The following is a 17,610-nucleotide window of genomic DNA, read 5'->3' as shown; positions in this document are numbered from 1 at the left end:
CATGAAACGGATAACCTACCTCCTCTGCACCCTCCTCACGGCCTCGGCCGTTGCCGCGATGACCGGCTGGTCGATGGCTGCCGGGAACTTCATCGTCCCCGTCATCGCCATTCCCCTGGGGGTCATCGTCTTCCTCGCCTGCCGCCAGAATGTAACCGGGGTGATAGCAGATGAACGTACGGCCCGGATCCGGTCGAAGGCTGCGCTCCGCACCCTCGAGGTTCTGGTGATCGCCGGGACCATCGCTACGGTCATCCTGTATTCCTACGTGGTAAGTGCACCACTCGCCCCGTCCATAACCGGGAAAGTATCCACGAATGCTGACGGGACAAGTTCCATGACCATCAACCTCTACCGGCCGGGCGGCCCGGAACAACCGGAAAACCTCATCCGGTCCACAACGATCGCCAATATCAACGCGATGAATGAATCCGAAGCCATGGATTACTGCTCCTACCTCCGAGAGAGTTACCGGGAGAACGAGAACCGGGGCCTTGTCGGGATGACCGTCGGGAGCATGCTCGTCATAATCCTCGCAACGTTCGGAGCATTTTATCTCTATTACAACAGAAAATACTAACTACACAAGGCTTGCAATGAAGAACCGGATCCGCGTGCTCCGCGCCGAGCACGAAATGACCCAGGAGCAACTCGCAGAGCTTGTCGGAGTTACGCGGAACACCATCATCTCCATGGAGAAGGACAAGTACAGCCCGTCGTTGAAGCTCGGGTACCGTATTGCCCATGTTTTCAATGTCGGGATCGACGACGTGTTCACGTACGAGGAAGACAAGGACGGGCCATCATCGGACGAGGGGTAATCTCCTTTCAGGTCCAGCACGCTGACTCCGACGAAAATACTGTTAATAACGATTGGATGAATCATCGTACTGTTCTTTGTCGGGAGTGGGCTTGACCCTCAAATTTCAGCACCCAGATCCAACCCCCTGCCATTTCCCCGGACGACCTTTTCCACAGGATCCCAGCTCCCGGATCATCGTTCGAAGAATGCCTCCGGCATTCTTCTCAAGCTCCTGCTGCCTTTGGGCAGCAATCGCTCATCCAAAAGGCAATAAAGAGACATTTTTCAGAGGCCAAAATGCCCTTCAGATGAGCAAAATAAGGACAATACAGCCGTATCTCAAAATCACTGTGCTGTAATTCGCCAAAAAGCGCGACCCTCAAAAAACCGACCTCTCAAATCGGGCTTATTTTGCCAAACTGGGCATTTTAAGAGGAGATATCTCTCATGGGGATCATAAGTCACAGACACCCTGAAAAAATGGATCCGGGGGATCACTTCGACGGTACCATAAAGGGGCAGTAGTATCCTTCCCCCACCACCGGAGCCCCTCCGGGCAGCGACGACCGGTCCGGCCCGGGTGCCTCTTCCTTCAGCAGCCGGGAGCCGGCCATGTTCTCCGGCATGGCTTCCGGCGGTATCTCCACGAGCAGGTCGTCGAGCACGAGGAAGTACCGCCACGTCCCGGTCGGAGACCTGACCCAGAGCTCCCGGATGAGTACGGCTGTTGCCGGGACCCGGCGGATCCGTGCGATGTCGCGGGCACACGCGGAGAGGATGTCCTCCGCGGTGCTGGCAACCGTCTTCATCCGCCGGACCTGGACATAGATCGTCAGGAACGCGAGGTGGATGGCGAAGTCGTACAGGAGACCCCGGCCCCGGGAGTTCTCGCAGAGTTTTCCCTGCCGGCGTGCGATCGCCTTTGCCTCCCTGAGTGCCTGGTCAGGTGGCCTCCCCCGGGTCATACGGACCTGCCCCCGGCGGCCCCGGTCGCCATTCTTTGTCTGCCGGCATCCGGCTGCGTGGCCAACGAGAAGCCGGCGAGGCTGCCCGGCGCGAGCTCGCGGGGCAGCGTCTTCGTCCGGACCGAGACGTTGTAGTGATGCCAGTGCGTTCTCTTCACGCTGATGCGATAGATCCTGTCACCGGTCTTCCGGATCTGCTTCGAGATGATCTGCGGGAGGAGCCAGAGCGGGATCTCCTTCTCGTCGTTCGACCGGATACGGACCATCGCGACCACCTCCGCTGCGGAAACTTCGCAATCTTCTGTTCGAAGAGAGCGACCTTCTTCCGGAGCCGGCTCGGCAGCCGCTTCGGCAAAATCCAGGCTGCTGTGAGACCGCTTCCTTTGGATGGTGGCGATTGCACAACCACACCCAATCGCAAAAGTTACGAGTGAGAGCGATAGCGGTGCGGGCTGGGGTTTTGTGGGAGTTTTCGTCGCCGTAGAAGAATGATTTGGGAAGTCAACAACTGCTGTCGGTGTTATCATAACCATAGGAATTGTTTGGTTGTTCCAGCGATTGAAAAAGAAGAATTCATTCTCTGTCGTAGCCGCGACATACTGGCCATCCCGGGAGAGCGAGATTTTTTTAACCCGTGACCGGGCGTCAAACGTCCAGTTCACCGTACCTTTGCCATCAAGCACGACAATCTTTCCGCCAGTGGTACCGAATGCGACGATATTCCCGTCTCCGGAGATGCCCGAGCTCGAAATCACGTCGTGATTGGTGCCGGTGAGCGGCCAGGTCCAGAGCAGCATGCCCTTGCGGTTATAGGTGAGTATTTTGGAGGGTTCCTGATTGCCTAGTGATTGATCCGGATTGATGACGATTGACAGTTTATCTCCGGATGAGGATAGTGACACGTCTGTTATGTCAGCCCCGGTTTTGTAGGACCATTGGGATATCCCCTCACGATTAAACAGCGTTATCCGGTTTCTTCCTTTAGAGGCAACGGCGACATATCTCGCATCATGGGTCATCGCGACACTATTCCCGCCGAGTGTCCTGTCCACCCACAACAAGCGCCCTGTGCGGTCCATGAAATATACATCATTATCACTTGGAGAGAGCCACGAATCATATCCCAATCCACCGGCGACCACATATCGCCCGTCATCAGATACTGCTATACTTACGATAGGAACAGAAGTTGTGTAATTCCAGAGAACGGGATTGCCGCGATCGAAATATGAAATACGGCCCCCGGAAAGAGTCCGATTCATTTCCCCAACGACGATGTAACGCCCATCTTCCGATACCGCAATCGCCGGAATCCAGGTATCAAATTGAATATCCCGGGTTTGCGTGCCGTTCCGGTCGAAAACCAACAACGAATTATCCCAGAATCCTGCGACAACAGTGGACCCATCGCCGGATATCATGACATTCCGGATTTCTTCCGGACTATGATAGTTCCAGAGTATCGTGCCATTCCGGTCAAGATAACTGATGGTATGATCTGATGACCCTGCCAACGAGTCGCCACCATCGGAAATTGAGAGAGGCCTCTCGTTTGGATATGTGCTGTCATTCAACGAAACCGGAGAGGTCCACATGGGTATGATTGACGGAGCAGGCGAATGGAAGGGAAATTTTCCGGAGTCAGGAATGATCGGCGTCTGATTCTTATCGGCCGATACCGGTGTGACAAAAAAAGCCATTATCGCTAACAGGACCACAACGATCAGGTAACTGCCGGTAAGCGAACGAAGGCTGAAGTTCATTATTAGCCTCTCCACTTTTTTTGCATTGATGAAATTACACCGATGATACCCAATGCCGACAGGGTGAAAATAAGAGGGACCGGCGAGGGTTGCGTCATGGATGAAACCGAAGTATTAACGGACATGGGGGGTTGCATCGTTGGCGTTACCGGTGAAGGTGGGGGAGGTTCCACGAGAGTCTGTTTTCTTTTAATGAGCGTGAAAACGAAACTGCCTTGAACGGTGTTGAACGTTGGCGAATCGAGATCCACAAGGTACTCATCCGGCCTGAAATCTTTTGTATCGGGCGTGAAAGACCAGCTGTTGTTCCCGGCGTTTCCCGTAACAACCCTGGTCATCCCGGATGCATTGCTCGGGTTCCCGAACTGCGGACCTCCGGGATTGAAGGCACTCGTACCAATATAATAGTTGATCAATTCACCCGGGGGAAGATTTGTTGATCCGGTGAGGACAAACGTCTCGCCCACCGAATGAATGCCGACCGGGTCTGCGGTGATAAAGAACGGATCACCAATATGGATGAAAGAGGGCCGGCTCTTTGAACTGGTACCTTCCGGGCCGGTAACGGTAAGGTTGACCGTGAAATTCCCATTTCTCTGGTATGTATGGACCGGTTTCTTATCCGTGGATTTTGTTCCGTCCCCGAAGTCCCAGAGCCATTGCGTGATCGTACCTTGGGAATATTGCTGGAATTCAGCGCTGCATGGTGCCGGATGCGAGGTGTAAATAACGTCAAAGTCAGCAACCGGCGGGAACGGGCCGACAAGAATAAAGGCCCAGTCTTTCACCGTACTGGTGCCAGCCGGTCCGGAGACCATCAGCCCAACCGAGTAGTTCCCCTGTTTCTGGTAGGTATGCACCGGGTTTTGTTCTGCCGAGATAGTTCCGTCGCCGAAGGTCCAGAGCCACCCCGTAATGTCCCCCATTGAGTTATCGTTGAAGGTGACCGTGAGAGGTGCGTAATCGGCACGCTGAGGATCGGCGCCGAATTGTGCAACCGGTGGCTGGGGACCGACCGTGACGCATCCCGGGTAGGTGAAGGTATCTGTCCCTGACGGTCCGCTGACAGTAAGGGTTACATTGTAGGTACCGTTGACCCGGTAAGTGTGGACCGGATATTGTTCAATTGAACCAGAGCCGTCGCCAAAAGACCAGTTCCAGCCGGTGATTGTCCCCTGCGAATAATCTGAAAACTGTACTTTCAGGGGAGGATTTCCCTGATTTGGCATGGGTGAGAACGATGCAACAAGCAGTGCCGGTGTCGGCGTTGCGATACCTCTCTCTGTTGCATCGATGATTGTCATCACCAGCAGGTTCCCGGAAAGGACAAAGGTAATATTTCCCTCAGAATCAACGAACGCCCCGTTTGGTACGTTATGATTATGCTGAGCGCCGGTATCGTACACGGCAAGGAACTGGGTACCGTTCGGGTAAAAAACGCGGTCGACTCCATCGTCTGACTGGAGGATGATCGAACCGGTGGGGATCAGATAAACACCGGTTTGTTCCGCCGTGCTGAGTTCCTGGTTCAGGATCACCGGTTCCATCGAACTGTTGACCTGCAATGGCGGCAGGGAATATTTCCCGGAGTTCGGGACGATCACGGTTTGAATAGTATCAGCCGATACCTGTGCGACAGGTATGATCATCAGTGCCAGGACCACTATCATCAGGCAGTATCTCGATAAAAAGTAATGACGGGATTTCATGTTACCGCTTCCATCTTTTCTGCATTAACGAGATCACGCCAATGAGGCTGAGCGCCGCTATCGGGAAAATAAGAGAAAGCGGCGAGGGTCGTGTGGCTGCGGGCTTTTTCGCCGCACTGGAATCCAGCATCATCTCCCGGGAGAACAGGGTCTCGTTATCCACTGCACAGGTGCGGATTGCTGAAGTATCGACGGTGAAATTCCAGTGGCCGCGGTACGGATCGAATTTGGTCACGGCGATTTGGATCTTCTGGGCATCGCAGGGGACAGGTGCCAGATGCAATATGACCTTGTTCACGCCATTTCCGTACCAGGATGATAACGTGTCCCGGAAATCCCGCGCTGTTCCGTCGTCGACACGGTATTCAGTGGTCACCTGCGAGAATCCCGGGGGTGAATCAGAACCTTTCCGGGGCGCCGGGGCGGTGACCGTCAGGTTTGCAAAGCCCCCTCGTTCGTCGAGTGCGAGAGATTCAAGCGTTGCGGTTACTTCGTTATCGGTTACCGTTGTATCGGGGTACAGGGAACCGGCCAGCGCACCCTGCGGGTACTGGATGATGACTTCCGATCGGGCATTCATAAATCCGGGATCCGGACCGAATGTAATGGTTGAATCCCGGGTGAGATTCTGAATAAACTTTGCCTGTGCCGTCAGATAATACACACCCGGGTCCACCTGGACCTGATAATCGTTACACTGATCCCAGGTAAGGATCGTGCCGGTCGTACTGTGAGGTTTAAGGATCCGGGTCTCTTCGCCATGGGAAAGGTTCCGGACTATTCCCTTGTTCCACCCGTCCGGCCGGGTCGAGACCTCAATGGCCGGTGGAAAACCCGGGAAGGTGAACAAATCTGCAATGTTATTGGAGAGGGTGATGGTAACTTTTACCGGATCACCGTATGCATAGACCGGCTTTTCCGGCGACATGTCCATCGCGAGCGGGGTTGGTGCGGGAAACGGGGAATACCCTGGCCCCCGGATCTGATCGATGATCTTCTGTTCCTCGGGCGATGGTGTCGTGCCGTAGCCTGTTAATGCCCCGGTCTCCGGATCATACAGGTAGTGCGGGGTTTCTTGAGGAACTGAAGACGATGAAATATTTCCCGCATCGCCCTGCCGGTTGAAAACATACATTCTGTCGTTTGCCCTGGCTGCATGTACGGATGAGATCGTCGCTGCCAGCAGGAGAAGAATGAGGATGTGTCCTGATAAGATCCGTGCTGCCTCTTTCTTCATGTCTTCTCCGGGGAATCCGCTCCCTTTTTCGGTAGTTCATCCGGGTTCTGCGAAGGATACCGGCGATCCAGTTCCTGCCATACAAGGCCCATAAGACATCCGGCAACCAATCCAATGAAAAATATGATCTGGACCAGCATCGAGTTCTTCACGGTTGTCGATGTGCTCACGATCCACGCGGCGTAATCACCAACCCATCCTGATATGCCGACGATAACTACAATCACGGTGAGTTGCACAAGAAATTTTCGTGTTTTCAGGTTCATGGTATTACCTCAGAAATACAACCCTGCGAGATTCGCAGTCCCCTGCAAAACTACTGCGAACGCGACTGCAAGAATCGCGTTTTTCAACGGGATTTCGTGTGTCTGCCTGGCGCCACATACCCAGAGGTACCAGTTCCAGACAAAGAATACCGGTGAGATCATGCCGAAAACGATACTCGCGTGGACGAAGGGATTGTCCGGAAATGAAGTAATCGGGGTTTGAGTGAGTATCGTAATGGTCGTCAGGAAATAGGACAATGCCCAGAATAGACTTGTCGGGAGTGTACCATAACCAATGTTCTGAAAAGTGGCCTTCAAGGAGCCCCTGCCGGAGAACCTCCGTGAAATCGCGTAGATAGCGACTGAGGCTACCGCCCACATTACGAAAGGAATGATAAAATTGAAAATGTAGCTGTTTGTTAGTGCTGTCGAAAGATTCACAAAGGCAGAATTTACCGAAGAAGGATGTGAAAATGCAGTGGAGATTATAGCGCTTATGACTGTACTGATTCCACCGAGCATTACGATAACGGCCGGCCACGTCAGATTTTCTTTTTCTTTCGTAATTTCAGAGAAAAATGTATTTGGATAGAAGAGCAGGTTTTTAATCCTGGTTATTCGATCCATTCACACCAACCCCGGATATATCTTTTTTATCCCCGCAGCAACCCGGCAGAGTTTCATCCAGACCACTCCCTCCGGGCAAACAACACCCGGTCATCCTCGTTGAGCTCTGCAAGAATTTTTTCCCGTTCAGCCTTTTTCACGCCAGGATCGAAGTTGATATAGGCCGTTTTCATCTGCCTCAGGAGGACTCCCTCTCCTTTCAGGCGCAGGAAGTTTGCCTCCTCCGGAACGCCGATCCCGACAGGGATGGTGATCGTACCGTTTTCACGTTTCAGGAACGTGACGTAATCCCACATGACGGTTTCAGGCTCGGGTCCCGCAGATCCGTCGCTCGTGAGGACCGAGAACGTCCGGTTGTAGTCCGCTTCAGGAACCCGGAGATAGTACCGCCTCACGAGGGAAGCCGGAAAGACCTTCAGGGTATAATTGTAGAGAATCCGGTGGCTGCCGATGATCCGGGAAATATCAGCGTCACTGAGCGAAGCGTCGACATCGATGACGCTGAACCAGTCTGCCTGCTCGTGCCATGCAAGGGTTTCCTTACTCAGGGTCGGCAGGACTGCAGGTCCCGGGTAAAGCGGGTTGAATGCCGGGGGATGCTCGTACGTGGGTGACGTTCTGGTGATATATGCCCCGAGCGCTACGATCCCGGTATCGGTCAGCGGCCGGTGCCCGTAAATTCCTTCCGATTGTGCGTACGCGACGAGATCCCGGTCTTTTTTATCGTCTTCCTCCCATCGCCGGGCGTTATCGGCAAAGTCCGCGGGTGTCAACCGGGAAAAAAGTGACGGGTACGCCTCAGTGTCCTCGTTACCCGTAACCGGTTCAACCCGGCTGTTCAGGGTATACGTATCGACATGGATCCGGTTGCGTTCGAGGGTCTGCGGATCCTCCAGATCCATCATCACCGTAACATTATGGCAGCAGTTGTCGGCAAGGGAATAGACCGGCCGGGTTGAGAGCACGACAGAGCCGGGAAAATCCTGCGCGGCCGTTTCGCGGGCTTTCTGCACGGCGTCCGCGATATCGTATTCCCCAGTGGGGGTCTCAAGACCCCAGGGGTGGGAATACACCCCCTTGTCGGCCACGACGATAATTTCGCCGACAGCAACCCCGTCGCGTTCGACGCCGAATACGTAATAGAGTTTCCGGCCCATGAAATCCTCGATAGTCGCAGGCTCCCGGCTGCTGATCGTGGCATTCCGGTAGGACAGGTCATCAGAGATATCGGGCCGGTCGACCTGCCGGTCCCAGAGAGTGGATTGTGCCTGGACACGGGCGGTATCTACCGGCACCTCATTTTCCCGGATCAGCTCGTCCGTGATTGGGCGGGCGTCCGGTACAGCAGGTGTGCTGTCGGGTTCGGGGGAAGAGGGACCCGGAGACACCGCCGCAGAATAATTCCGGATTATGTTCGCGTTCTGCGGGCTGAGCGGGAGCCGGACTTCGATGCCCTGCGACATCGCATACGCCACGATCCCGCTCGCGTTCGATTCCTGCAGCTCCCATTGCGCAATACGATCCGGCCATTCGCTCTGAGTGACGGAGTCCAGGTACGACCACGCATATTCACTGCCCTTGTAGTCTTCGGAAGGGTGGTCCGGAACGATTTCGAGCGTGAATGCATCGACAACGACCCTCTCGTCTGTTCCGTTGCTCGTGTTCTGTATCATGATCATCCTGCAGAGCATAGGGTAACCTCCGCCATAGAGAGCGGGAACATCCGAAACGAGAGGGTAATCCGGGTACCGCATTTTCACAACCTTTTCCGCATCCAACGCGATCTGCGAATGATTGTACGACGGAGCTCCCTGGTAGAGCCGGGAGATTCCGTGACCCATGAGTTTGTTTGCTGACGTCCAGAAATACCCGGGGATAGTTCCCCCATCACGGAGATAAAACTCGTAGTACTGCGGCTTGCCGTTGATATCGTAGAGGATGACCGGTTCAGGATCGAGAGCGGCAGTGGTCCAGTTCGGATCGGAGCTGTAGGGACCGTCGATGGTGAACGACCAGAACTCTGCGAGAGACTGGTTGAAGGCGGTAGGGATCGGAACGAGGTTGGGATCGGTTTCCCGGGATACGGCAGATATGACGGGGTTCGAATCGGCAATTGTCTGGTTGATTTCTTCATGGGATCGCTGCGGTGCCCCCAGGCTAAAAAAACCCACACACCCGGCTGCAACAACGACCGCCAGTGCCAAGGCTACCAGCCATACAAGATTACGCATTTCCCTGAGCACCTCCTGGCGGACACGGAATCCGGTCGTATCTGCACCGGTCCAGAAAGACCGCATTCAGGTCCGGGTAATACCGGAACATCGATTCCGGAAGGTTCATGACGACCTGCGCCGGATCCGGATTATCCGCGGCGAACATGGTCTTCGGGATCTGGTAAAGCACAACCTGTTGGTCCGGGCTAATGTTGTGATACACGAGAAAATCCGGATACTGTGTACTTCTGGAAAACGTTTCATCAAACTCGCGGGCAGGCAACCGGATATCGATGATTCCCGGAGTGGTACTGTTGTTATGACTGCGGACCCAGGATTCCGGCATGATAATGGAGGTCAGTTCGGAGATGGTCAGCGGCTGGGCGGTTTTGGGTTGGTTTACGGGAATCGTTGCCATGAGCCGGTAGTCCATGTGTGCAAGCGAAGTTGCCATCCGCACCATCTCCGCTTCATCCAGCATGCCGGTGATCGCGTATGCGTGGCCGCCTTCGATCCACTGCAGCTGGTTTTTACCTTTCCGCCCGCTCATCCTATACCCGACGACCGGGCCGGGATAACCCGGATTTGTTCCCCTCACATTGTACACGATCATAACCGTGAGCGGGGACTTGCACTGAATGAACGGGAAGGAGCAGGGCTTCGGTACCATGCAGTCGTTCCCGCACCAAATCACATTCGGATAAAGGCGGGCAGTCGACTCGTTCATGGTCTGGAGCGGTTCAGGCTCCGGCGTATCGCTGTACCGTGACATGTCTTTCTGCCCGGCAAGGGTTTCCGCATGAGTCAGGTAGTACGCTTGGTCCGTCGTCCTGTTTGCCGCACTCGTGAACGGTATCAAAACGATAGCTGCCAGCAGCAGAGCAATGACGATTAGCGTACGAAAGTTCATAGTTCCTCCCTTCAACAACTGCACCCGGTATTGTCAGTGGACATCCACTGGCTCGTGCTTTCCTCGCCGGTATCGTACTGCTGGATATCTGCGCTTGTGACGATCAGGCGGGACCACAGAATCCGTTCCGAAGACCGTGCAAGTTTCACCGTGTGTTGTATATCCCCAAGCCTGCTGCCTTCCCCGGATACATCCATCCGTGGAGAGCACTGCTTCCATCCGGGGTCGAGTTTGATTTCAGACATGCCGATAACGCGTTCGATTTGCTGACCGTAGAGTACATAAAATGTGCCGCGGGTAGTTATCGACGCAAGGGGCCTGCCGTCAGGATAAAAAATCTGGTCGACATCGGTTTTATAGACAATATACAAGGGCGTCGTTGCATTTCCCGGTGGCGGGAGCACAAGATCTACCCTGTCAATTGTGACAAAATAGTCAGAGGTAAAATTATAGGCACCACGCTGCACCGGGTTCACGGTCTCATTGATCCCGTACCTCCGGCTTCCCACAGGTACCGGGGTCAGATTATGTGTCTGGATCCTGTCACCGGTCCCGAGCACTTCAACCATACCCGTATCCCGGCTGGCAAGAAGGATCCGGGCATCCGGGAATTCGTAGAGGCCGATAACGGAGTCCGGTGCAGCGGTGATCCCGGCCCGGTCCATCAGGGTGTCGATGATCTGCTGCTTTTCCGCGTAACGCTTCATCGGGGGCAGGGTCAGGTCTTTGTCTGGTTCGCGCTTCCCGAACTCGTAGAGGAAACCCGAAGCAAATTCCGGTTGGATATCCACTGAATAATACATCGGCATGGTATCAGGGCCGCAGGTCCCGACAACAATTCTATGACCCGGGCTGATGACGAATAGCGCTATCCATGAAATAATGATCGCGCAGCACACGGCAACGAGAATCTTTTCCCAGGTTCTCCGGTCGGTAAGGTTCATGAGTATTTTTCCTTCTAGATAATGTGAAACGACGCGAGAATCCCGATGGCCAGTCCCAGCAGTGTCAGCACCAGGAAGACCCGGGCCCAGAACTTTCCTTTATAGATTCCCTGCGGGTTCGGGTCACGCGGGTAAAACCGGGTGTCCATATAGTCCCGGAAGAACGGACGCCCGCACTCGGGACAGACGTGATGAAAGATGCTGTCCTGGTGACCGCACCGGGGGCAGGTGAACGGAGGTTGATCGTCAGTCATGGGGTCTCCGTGGATTTATTTGCAAAGGGAGTTTCTCGGGGCCCGCAGCCGATCTCAATTAATTTTCGTGCATTCATACGGGTTCGTAGCTCCTGACAGGGTTTTTAGTTCTCCGGGTTTTTATTGCATAAGCCGGACCGGATTTCCCGGCGCTTTTCCTACCGCAGGTCCCGGCCCGGTCCGGGAGGACATGGACCGGCCGCCATATTCCTCCGCATGCGGGTTTACTGGCGGGCGGCGTTACCCAGCAGCCCGGGGGGAAGAGTGAACAGGGAGGGGACCGGTAACGGATTGTCCCCGCCAAGCGAGATCTTGTACTCAAAGGACTGCGTGTTCCTCGGCATCACCGCAAGCGTCCACTGGCCCGGTTCACCCTGTGCGGAATACGTGAAAATGTACTGGGTACCGGTCTCCTGGTACTGACCCGGCTGATCGCCGTTGGTGAGTGCCGGGTCGGTGCCAAGGTTCACCGAACCCTTGATCACTTTCTCTACGAGGACGAGGTTTGCGTTTCCGTCCGGCCCGGTGAGGGTGGCATCAAACGAGGGCTCCCTGCGGGGCATGTTCTGGGGAGTCCCGGCTGCCGTCACCGGACTCATCATGGGCATGGCCGATGTGAGTTCCAGGGAGATGGGTTCCTGTGACGGTACCAGGAACTTCTTCGAGAAACCTCCCTCGGGTTGTTTCCAGATCAGGAAATTGAGCTGGATCCGGCTTTCCTCCAGCCTGATCGCGGGGTCATCGATACCGAGATCTACGTTCCCGTTGAAGTACCCGCTGGCATTCTTCGGCACATTCACCTTCAGGGTTACCGTCCCGTTCCGGCCCGGCGGAATGCTCGAAGGTGCACTGATCGTAAAGGATTTTGCATCAAGCGGCGGTTCCTGCGGCCCGTATGGTCCGTACACCGGGTAGCTGTCGTCGCCGATCCTCGCGTTCATGGCAAGGGGCGCGCTCCCCTTGTTCTTTACGTCCACGGTGTAGGAGTACTCGCTGCCCGATTCCAGCTGGTCGCTGATATACGGGGTGGAGATCTGGATCACGGGAGACGAGGCGACGTTGATGTTGAGGCCGAGCGTGTGGATATAACTGGGAAACGGCTGGGGATACGCCGAGGGATACGCTTCATCAGTGAACGTAATCATCGAGGAGTACATCCCCCGCAGGGTTCCTGCGGGCATCGTAACTATTACGGTGAATTTCGTGCTCTCACCGGCGGCAATATCAGCACTCGCAGGACTCACGGCGATCCAGGAACTCTCGACAATATCGGGCCCGGCATACGGCTGCTGCCGGACCATGGGCTGGACGCGGGCGGTTTTTGTGTCCCGGTTCCTGACCGTTACGGTCATTTCCTTTCTCTCGCCGGGTTCAACCACGAAGTTCATGTACGTGGGCATAATTTCCAGCCGGGTGTAATTGCCTGAAGACTCGCCGGCCGGTGTTGGCTGGGGGAGAGGTGCCTGTATACTCTCACCCCCGGGTACCGGAACAATTGTTTCAGCATGGACCGTTCCGACACTCCCGGGTTCATCTGCAGCAGTGCATGCAGTGATGGCGAAAAAGAACATCGTGACTGCGAGAATTACTTTTCCAGCATTAAGGTTCATTTATATTCAACTCTTGTATAAATTCCTGTTTGAATCTCATATTATATACGATCTCTAGCCATTTCATCTACAGGACCGATACAGGAAACCTTTCCAGGATCCCGGCACCATCGCCATGGCACTGGCAACAGGTCGGCCGGCACGCAAAGGAACCGGTATTAATGGCGAGTCGGCCCGCCCGTTACAGGGAGATCTTCATGGGCGGAAACAATCCGGATCCCTTTAACGGAAGGATTCACTGGCGGGCACTCTGGTTCAGCACCTTCCGCCAGACCGGGCTGGTGTGGTTCGGATAGGATCCCTCGGCTGAACCATAAAGGCCTTGAACGTTCTGCCAGCCATGTGCTTCCCCGGTATGGAACCAGGAAAAACTATCGGCATGAAAATTCTGCAGGGTATCCTCGCAGTGTTTCCAGCTGTTCATGACAATCATCTGGGAATAGATATTCACCCCCCCCCGATGGCGATGACGAATAATTTTCTGGGGAAAAACCAGATCATAATACTCAAGACGAAGGAATTCACAATCACTTTTCAATGGACGAGAATCATCTCGGGATCATCATTACGGTCGTCTGCCTTCTTGTTCTCATGGCAGCTTCACCCATGTCGGGACTGTTTGGTAACGGGTATGTGGTCACCCCGGCAACCGATGCGGATATTCAGGGTCTGACCCCGGGTGATACCGTCCAGGTTTCATTCTGGGATCTTCCTCCTCGCGTGATGGCGATAAGCGTGGCGCTTTCGATCTGCCCTCTCCTGCTCTTCCCGGTCGAACTGTTCTTCCTCCTGAAGGGTATTGCCTTCCTCGGATACCGGAAGATCACCGCCGGCACGGTGCTCCTGAGCGAGAAGAGATCGCGTATTTATGAAACCGTCAAAGCCAACCCGGGGATATATTTCAATGAACTATCCCGGAAGATCAGGATAAACCGGGGGACACTCAGGTATCATCTTGCGCTCCTGCGGATGACAGGAAAAATATCGGCACTTGTAATGGAGGCCGATATACGGTACTTCGAAAATTCCGGGAAATTTACCGAGACCGAACAGAAAGTCCTGAAATTTTTACGGAACCACAAGGACCGTGCGATATTCGAATACCTGATCAACAACTTCGCAACGACCCGGCACGATCTGGAAAAGATGCTGGGGATATCCGGTGCTGCGGTCACCTGGCATATGAACCGGTTGCGCGATGCCGGGATACTGACGGTCACCAGGACGGGAAAAACCACCCGGTACACCCTCGATCCTGAAGCGAGGAAATACCTGAATAAATATCTCGTAACCTTGTAAGAAAGTCCCGCGTCCGGCTTCCCCGTGCGACGGGGGTTTTGACCACCTCATCCTCCATGAAAAAGATGAACTGCGGGACTGCTACTACACGGTCCAGGAAAAAGAGGGGAACGCGGATGAGATGATGGGATATCAGTATTTTGTGATAGGATAATAAACGTATCAGTGATAGGATTGCATCCCAAGCAGGAATGGCAAAAGCCTGAAGATATTCGATACTCTCACTTTCCAACGTAATTCCCTATCCGGACTCAGCTCCCATCCCCCGCCATTTCCCCGGGCAGCCTTTTACACGGGATCTCAGCTCCCGGATCATCGTTCGAAGAATGCCTCCGGCATTCTTCTCAAGCTCTTGTTGCCTTCGGGCAGCAATCGCTCATCCAAAAGGCAATAAAAAGACTTTTTTCAGAGGCTGAAATACCCCTCAAATGAGCAAAATAACGATAATTCAGACGTATTTCAAAATCACTGTGCTGTAATTCGCGAAAAAACGCGACTATCAGAAAACCGGATTTTCAAATCGGCCCCCGATTGACAAACGGGGCGTTTTACGGAGCGATTACTTTCCGAAGGAAGGCAAGAGCTGGAGAAGACGTAGTCTTCGACTACAGTTAATTTTCAGGGGGATTGTAAGTCCAAGGCACTACACCCACATCATCAGAGCCCACCCGATCAGGAAACCGAGGATCGTCCCCCCGCAGAGGGGCGGCAGCCCTGCCTGCGGTTTTCCGGACGTGACAAAATGCAGCAGGACCGCGAGACCGGCAACCGAACCGATGATCGCACCGATCGCCGGCAGGTTGATGATCCCGGCCAGCCTCCACCCTTTGAGAAAGACGTTGGCCGAGACGACGAGGATGGAGGGCATGATCATGTCCCCCATGCCGATGATGAATGCCGCCCGCTCGCCACCATCGCCCAGCTTCCCGATCCCATCCCGGATGAACGAGTAATCCTTCCGCTTGGGGATGACAAAGAGTATGGGCGTCTTCAGGTCGATTACCCCCTCGGCAAGGGTGATCATGTGTTTCGTCTTGTACACGGAGATCGCATCATAGAGCGCGAGCAGGGCAAGGAGGATGACAACGGGCAGGATGTCGAGGGAGACCCCGAATATCGAGGCAACCCCTGCACCGATCAGGATCCCCAGCGTGTCGATGACGTACCATTCCGGGTACTTGAAAAGGACGACCGAGGCGATGACTGATAACGCGAACACGAGTACGGTTGCCAGGTCGGTTGCACCCATGGCTGCATAGACGAGAGCTGCAAAGATGTAGCAGAACGTGAGGAAGAAGGATATCTTGATGACTGCGTCGATCACCTTTTTCAGGTTGTAGCGTATCAGCACCAGCAGGAGCGCGGTAAACGCGAGCAGGATGGCGATGAAGATGAGCGGGTTTGTGACATCGGTGGGGTTCTGGAACGCCGTGATGCCTGCGGCCTGCACGGGAAGCGAGAGGAGGATTGCCCCGATCTCCACGGCGAGGAGGAGGATCGGCATCGCGAGAAACGGGAGGAGGGTTTTTCGGTCCATGGTCTGGTCTCTGCTGATTTAGTTAGATTAATTAGTGTGCTCTCATCATCTAAAAGCATGGAGATACGTGAGTACCTTGCTGATATCCTGCTCACCGTCGTCATGGTCCTTTCGACGCTCGTCCTCATCCTCCGGTTCTGGCAGGACCTTACCATCGCGATCGCCGCGGCCCTGATGATGCTCGCAATCGGGGGGCTCTTCCTCTCGCTCCAGGTCAAGATGCGAAGGCTGGAACAGAGCGTTGCCACCCGGGAACGGATGCTGCGCACCAACCTCGAGGAGATCTCGACGCGGATGGTGGACAAGTATGACATGGCCCTCTCCCATCTCGATGAACTCATCGCCGAATTTTCCCGGCGGGCGTACAAATAACCGTTTTTCCATGGCGTGATTCTGCATGGGTGTTCCACTGCGCGATATCATCGCGGATTACAAGGTGCCGGTTACCTGGGAATCGCTTGCGGGGATCGCCGCCATAGACGCCAACAACGCCCTCTACCAGTTCCTGACCATCATCCGGCAGCCGGACGGGACGCCGCTGATGGACCGGCGCGGGCGGGTGACCTCCCACCTCTCCGGCATCCTCTTCCGGGTCTCGAACTTCATGGAAAGGGGGATCAAGCCGGTCTTTGTCTTTGACGGGCAGCCTGCCGTGCTCAAGCAGGCGACGATCGAGGGGCGCCGGAAGGTCCGCGATGCGGCGGGCGAGAAGTGGAAGGCGGCGGTCGAACGGGGAGACGAGGAGGAAGCCTACAAACAGGCACGGTCGGCAACCCGCGTCGATACCACCGTTATCGAGACCTCGAAGGAACTGCTCCGCCTCATGGGCATCCCCGTAGTCCAGGCCACCGGCGAAGGGGAGGCGCAGGCCTCCTACATGGCGGCAAAAGGCGATGCCCGGTATGTGGTTTCGCAGGATTATGACACCCTCCTGTTCGGGGCCCCCGTCCTCATCCGGAACCTGACGGTCAGCGGAAAGCGGAAGATCCGGGGGAGGCAGATAACCGTCAGCCCGGAACGGATCGTGCTCGCCGATACCCTTGCCGGCCTGCAGCTCACCCGCGAGCAGCTGATCGAGATCGGCATCCTCGTCGGCACCGACTTCAACCGGGGTGTTGACGGCGTTGGTGCAAAGACCGGGCTCAGACTGGTGCAAAAAGGCGAATTCCTCGCAAAATTACGGGAGACTCAACCGGATTTTGATCCAACTCCGGTCATGGACCTGTTCCTTCACCCTCCGGTCACGGACGACTATGCCATTGCCGCCGGGCACCCCGACCCGGAAGGGATCAGGAGGATGCTCTGCGACGGCTACGACTTCTCGGAAGAGCGGGTGAACAAGGCAATGGAAGGGTTCACGGTAAAGGCGGGCCAGAAGACGCTCGAGGGATGGTTCGGCTGATACTTCCTGCCAGGACACCTCCGGCAGATAACCGGTCTCAGGATATTTTTTGAATTAATAGACACGAGGTCA

At 55.0% G+C, this 17,610-nt stretch carries 18 protein-coding genes; 5 read left to right on the top strand and 13 right to left on the bottom strand.

The genetic code is table 11. The annotated features are described in order from the left end of the window. Nucleotide 1: 1 nt before the first annotated feature. Nucleotides 2-580 carry a DUF2178 domain-containing protein gene (locus ABSB80_RS00380; protein ID WP_428367013.1) on the top strand — a complete coding sequence of 193 codons (579 nt, stop codon included), beginning with the start codon at nt 2-4 and terminating at the stop codon, nt 578-580. A 16-nt stretch (nt 581-596) separates the two neighbouring features. Continuing rightward, complete coding sequence (locus tag ABSB80_RS00375; RefSeq protein ID WP_428367011.1) at nt 597-821, top strand: helix-turn-helix transcriptional regulator; 225 nt, start codon at nt 597-599, stop codon at nt 819-821. Between the two features lie 475 nt (nt 822-1,296). Here ABSB80_RS00375 and ABSB80_RS00370 read toward each other — a convergent pair whose 3' ends face one another. The 12 genes from ABSB80_RS00370 to ABSB80_RS00315 all read right to left on the bottom strand — a co-directional run bounded on the left by ABSB80_RS00370 (nt 1,297) and on the right by ABSB80_RS00315 (nt 13,724). Then, entirely contained in the window at nt 1,297-1,767 is a 471-nt protein-coding gene (locus ABSB80_RS00370; protein ID WP_428367009.1) for a hypothetical protein, read from the bottom strand. Further along, complete coding sequence (locus ABSB80_RS00365) at nt 1,764-3,530, bottom strand: WD40 repeat domain-containing protein (protein WP_428367007.1); 1,767 nt, start codon at nt 3,528-3,530, stop codon at nt 1,764-1,766. The genes ABSB80_RS00370 and ABSB80_RS00365 overlap by 4 nt, the downstream gene beginning before the upstream one ends. Before the next feature lie 2 nt (nt 3,531-3,532). After that, nucleotides 3,533-5,200 (bottom strand): PKD domain-containing protein, encoded by a 1,668-nt coding sequence (locus ABSB80_RS00360; RefSeq protein WP_428367005.1) that lies wholly within the window; start codon nt 5,198-5,200, stop codon nt 3,533-3,535. 40 nt (nt 5,201-5,240) lie between these two features. Continuing rightward, nucleotides 5,241-6,476, bottom strand: coding sequence for a hypothetical protein (locus tag ABSB80_RS00355; RefSeq protein WP_428367003.1), 1,236 nt, complete (start codon nt 6,474-6,476; stop codon nt 5,241-5,243). Further along, on the bottom strand, nt 6,473-6,742 hold the full coding sequence (locus ABSB80_RS00350) for a hypothetical protein (protein WP_428367001.1): 270 nt from the start codon (nt 6,740-6,742) through the stop codon (nt 6,473-6,475). Before ABSB80_RS00350 ends, ABSB80_RS00355 begins: the two co-directional genes overlap by 4 nt. A 9-nt stretch (nt 6,743-6,751) precedes the next feature. Next, entirely contained in the window at nt 6,752-7,369 is a 618-nt protein-coding gene (locus tag ABSB80_RS00345) for a YIP1 family protein (RefSeq protein ID WP_428366999.1), read from the bottom strand. Between the two features lie 53 nt (nt 7,370-7,422). Continuing rightward, a complete protein-coding gene (locus tag ABSB80_RS00340; RefSeq protein WP_428366997.1) occupies nt 7,423-9,600 on the bottom strand; it encodes a hypothetical protein in 2,178 nt (725 codons plus the stop codon). After that, nucleotides 9,593-10,492 carry a hypothetical protein gene (locus ABSB80_RS00335; protein WP_428366995.1) on the bottom strand — a complete coding sequence of 300 codons (900 nt, stop codon included), beginning with the start codon at nt 10,490-10,492 and terminating at the stop codon, nt 9,593-9,595. The genes ABSB80_RS00340 and ABSB80_RS00335 overlap by 8 nt, the downstream gene beginning before the upstream one ends. Nucleotides 10,493-10,503: 11 nt before the next feature. Continuing rightward, a complete protein-coding gene (locus ABSB80_RS00330; protein WP_428366993.1) occupies nt 10,504-11,436 on the bottom strand; it encodes a hypothetical protein in 933 nt (310 codons plus the stop codon). A 14-nt stretch (nt 11,437-11,450) separates the two neighbouring features. Then, the gene (locus ABSB80_RS00325; RefSeq protein WP_428366991.1) at nt 11,451-11,690 is read right to left on the bottom strand and encodes a hypothetical protein; all 240 of its coding nucleotides are present in this window, start codon (nt 11,688-11,690) and stop codon (nt 11,451-11,453) included. 224 nt (nt 11,691-11,914) lie between these two features. Further along, entirely contained in the window at nt 11,915-13,300 is a 1,386-nt protein-coding gene (locus tag ABSB80_RS00320) for a COG1470 family protein (protein ID WP_428366989.1), read from the bottom strand. Nucleotides 13,301-13,535: 235 nt separating this feature from the next. After that, nucleotides 13,536-13,724, bottom strand: coding sequence for a hypothetical protein (locus ABSB80_RS00315; protein WP_428366987.1), 189 nt, complete (start codon nt 13,722-13,724; stop codon nt 13,536-13,538). Between the two features lie 113 nt (nt 13,725-13,837). Between ABSB80_RS00315 and ABSB80_RS00310 the strand changes: the two genes are divergently transcribed. Beyond that, nucleotides 13,838-14,599, top strand: a complete 762-nt coding sequence (locus tag ABSB80_RS00310; protein WP_428366985.1) for a winged helix-turn-helix transcriptional regulator — start codon at nt 13,838-13,840, stop codon at nt 14,597-14,599. A 643-nt stretch (nt 14,600-15,242) separates the two neighbouring features. Here ABSB80_RS00310 and ABSB80_RS00305 read toward each other — a convergent pair. Beyond that, nucleotides 15,243-16,136, bottom strand: a complete 894-nt coding sequence (locus tag ABSB80_RS00305) for a presenilin family intramembrane aspartyl protease PSH (RefSeq protein ID WP_428366983.1) — start codon at nt 16,134-16,136, stop codon at nt 15,243-15,245. A gap of 57 nt (nt 16,137-16,193) precedes the next feature. Between ABSB80_RS00305 and ABSB80_RS00300 the strand changes: the two genes are divergently transcribed. Next, nucleotides 16,194-16,508, top strand: coding sequence for a hypothetical protein (locus ABSB80_RS00300; RefSeq protein ID WP_428366982.1), 315 nt, complete (start codon nt 16,194-16,196; stop codon nt 16,506-16,508). A 25-nt stretch (nt 16,509-16,533) separates the two neighbouring features. Then, on the top strand, nt 16,534-17,538 hold the full coding sequence (fen, locus tag ABSB80_RS00295) for a flap endonuclease-1 (RefSeq protein ID WP_428366980.1): 1,005 nt from the start codon (nt 16,534-16,536) through the stop codon (nt 17,536-17,538). Nucleotides 17,539-17,610: the final 72 nt, after the last annotated feature.

It is taken from the genome of Methanoregula sp. (assembly GCF_050010295.1).
Classification (GTDB): domain Archaea; phylum Halobacteriota; class Methanomicrobia; order Methanomicrobiales; family Methanospirillaceae; genus Methanoregula.
The sequence above is the reverse complement of the archived record's forward strand: the minus strand, read 5'-3'. Positions and strand labels throughout refer to the sequence as shown.

Coding starts and splice junctions, on each gene's coding strand:
- ABSB80_RS00380 (WP_428367013.1), top strand. CDS start 2: ATGAAACGGATAACCTACCTCCTCTGCACCCTCCTCACGGCCTCGGCC.
- ABSB80_RS00375 (WP_428367011.1), top strand. CDS start 597: ATGAAGAACCGGATCCGCGTGCTCCGCGCCGAGCACGAAATGACCCAG.
- ABSB80_RS00370 (WP_428367009.1), bottom strand. CDS start 1,767: ATGACCCGGGGGAGGCCACCTGACCAGGCACTCAGGGAGGCAAAGGCG.
- ABSB80_RS00365 (WP_428367007.1), bottom strand. CDS start 3,530: ATGAACTTCAGCCTTCGTTCGCTTACCGGCAGTTACCTGATCGTTGTG.
- ABSB80_RS00360 (WP_428367005.1), bottom strand. CDS start 5,200: ATGATAGTGGTCCTGGCACTGATGATCATACCTGTCGCACAGGTATCG.
- ABSB80_RS00355 (WP_428367003.1), bottom strand. CDS start 6,476: ATGAAGAAAGAGGCAGCACGGATCTTATCAGGACACATCCTCATTCTT.
- ABSB80_RS00350 (WP_428367001.1), bottom strand. CDS start 6,742: ATGAACCTGAAAACACGAAAATTTCTTGTGCAACTCACCGTGATTGTA.
- ABSB80_RS00345 (WP_428366999.1), bottom strand. CDS start 7,369: ATGGATCGAATAACCAGGATTAAAAACCTGCTCTTCTATCCAAATACA.
- ABSB80_RS00340 (WP_428366997.1), bottom strand. CDS start 9,600: ATGCGTAATCTTGTATGGCTGGTAGCCTTGGCACTGGCGGTCGTTGTT.
- ABSB80_RS00335 (WP_428366995.1), bottom strand. CDS start 10,492: ATGAACTTTCGTACGCTAATCGTCATTGCTCTGCTGCTGGCAGCTATC.
- ABSB80_RS00330 (WP_428366993.1), bottom strand. CDS start 11,436: ATGAACCTTACCGACCGGAGAACCTGGGAAAAGATTCTCGTTGCCGTG.
- ABSB80_RS00325 (WP_428366991.1), bottom strand. CDS start 11,690: ATGACTGACGATCAACCTCCGTTCACCTGCCCCCGGTGCGGTCACCAG.
- ABSB80_RS00320 (WP_428366989.1), bottom strand. CDS start 13,300: ATGAACCTTAATGCTGGAAAAGTAATTCTCGCAGTCACGATGTTCTTT.
- ABSB80_RS00315 (WP_428366987.1), bottom strand. CDS start 13,724: ATGAACAGCTGGAAACACTGCGAGGATACCCTGCAGAATTTTCATGCC.
- ABSB80_RS00310 (WP_428366985.1), top strand. CDS start 13,838: ATGGACGAGAATCATCTCGGGATCATCATTACGGTCGTCTGCCTTCTT.
- ABSB80_RS00305 (WP_428366983.1), bottom strand. CDS start 16,136: ATGGACCGAAAAACCCTCCTCCCGTTTCTCGCGATGCCGATCCTCCTC.
- ABSB80_RS00300 (WP_428366982.1), top strand. CDS start 16,194: ATGGAGATACGTGAGTACCTTGCTGATATCCTGCTCACCGTCGTCATG.
- fen (WP_428366980.1), top strand. CDS start 16,534: ATGGGTGTTCCACTGCGCGATATCATCGCGGATTACAAGGTGCCGGTT.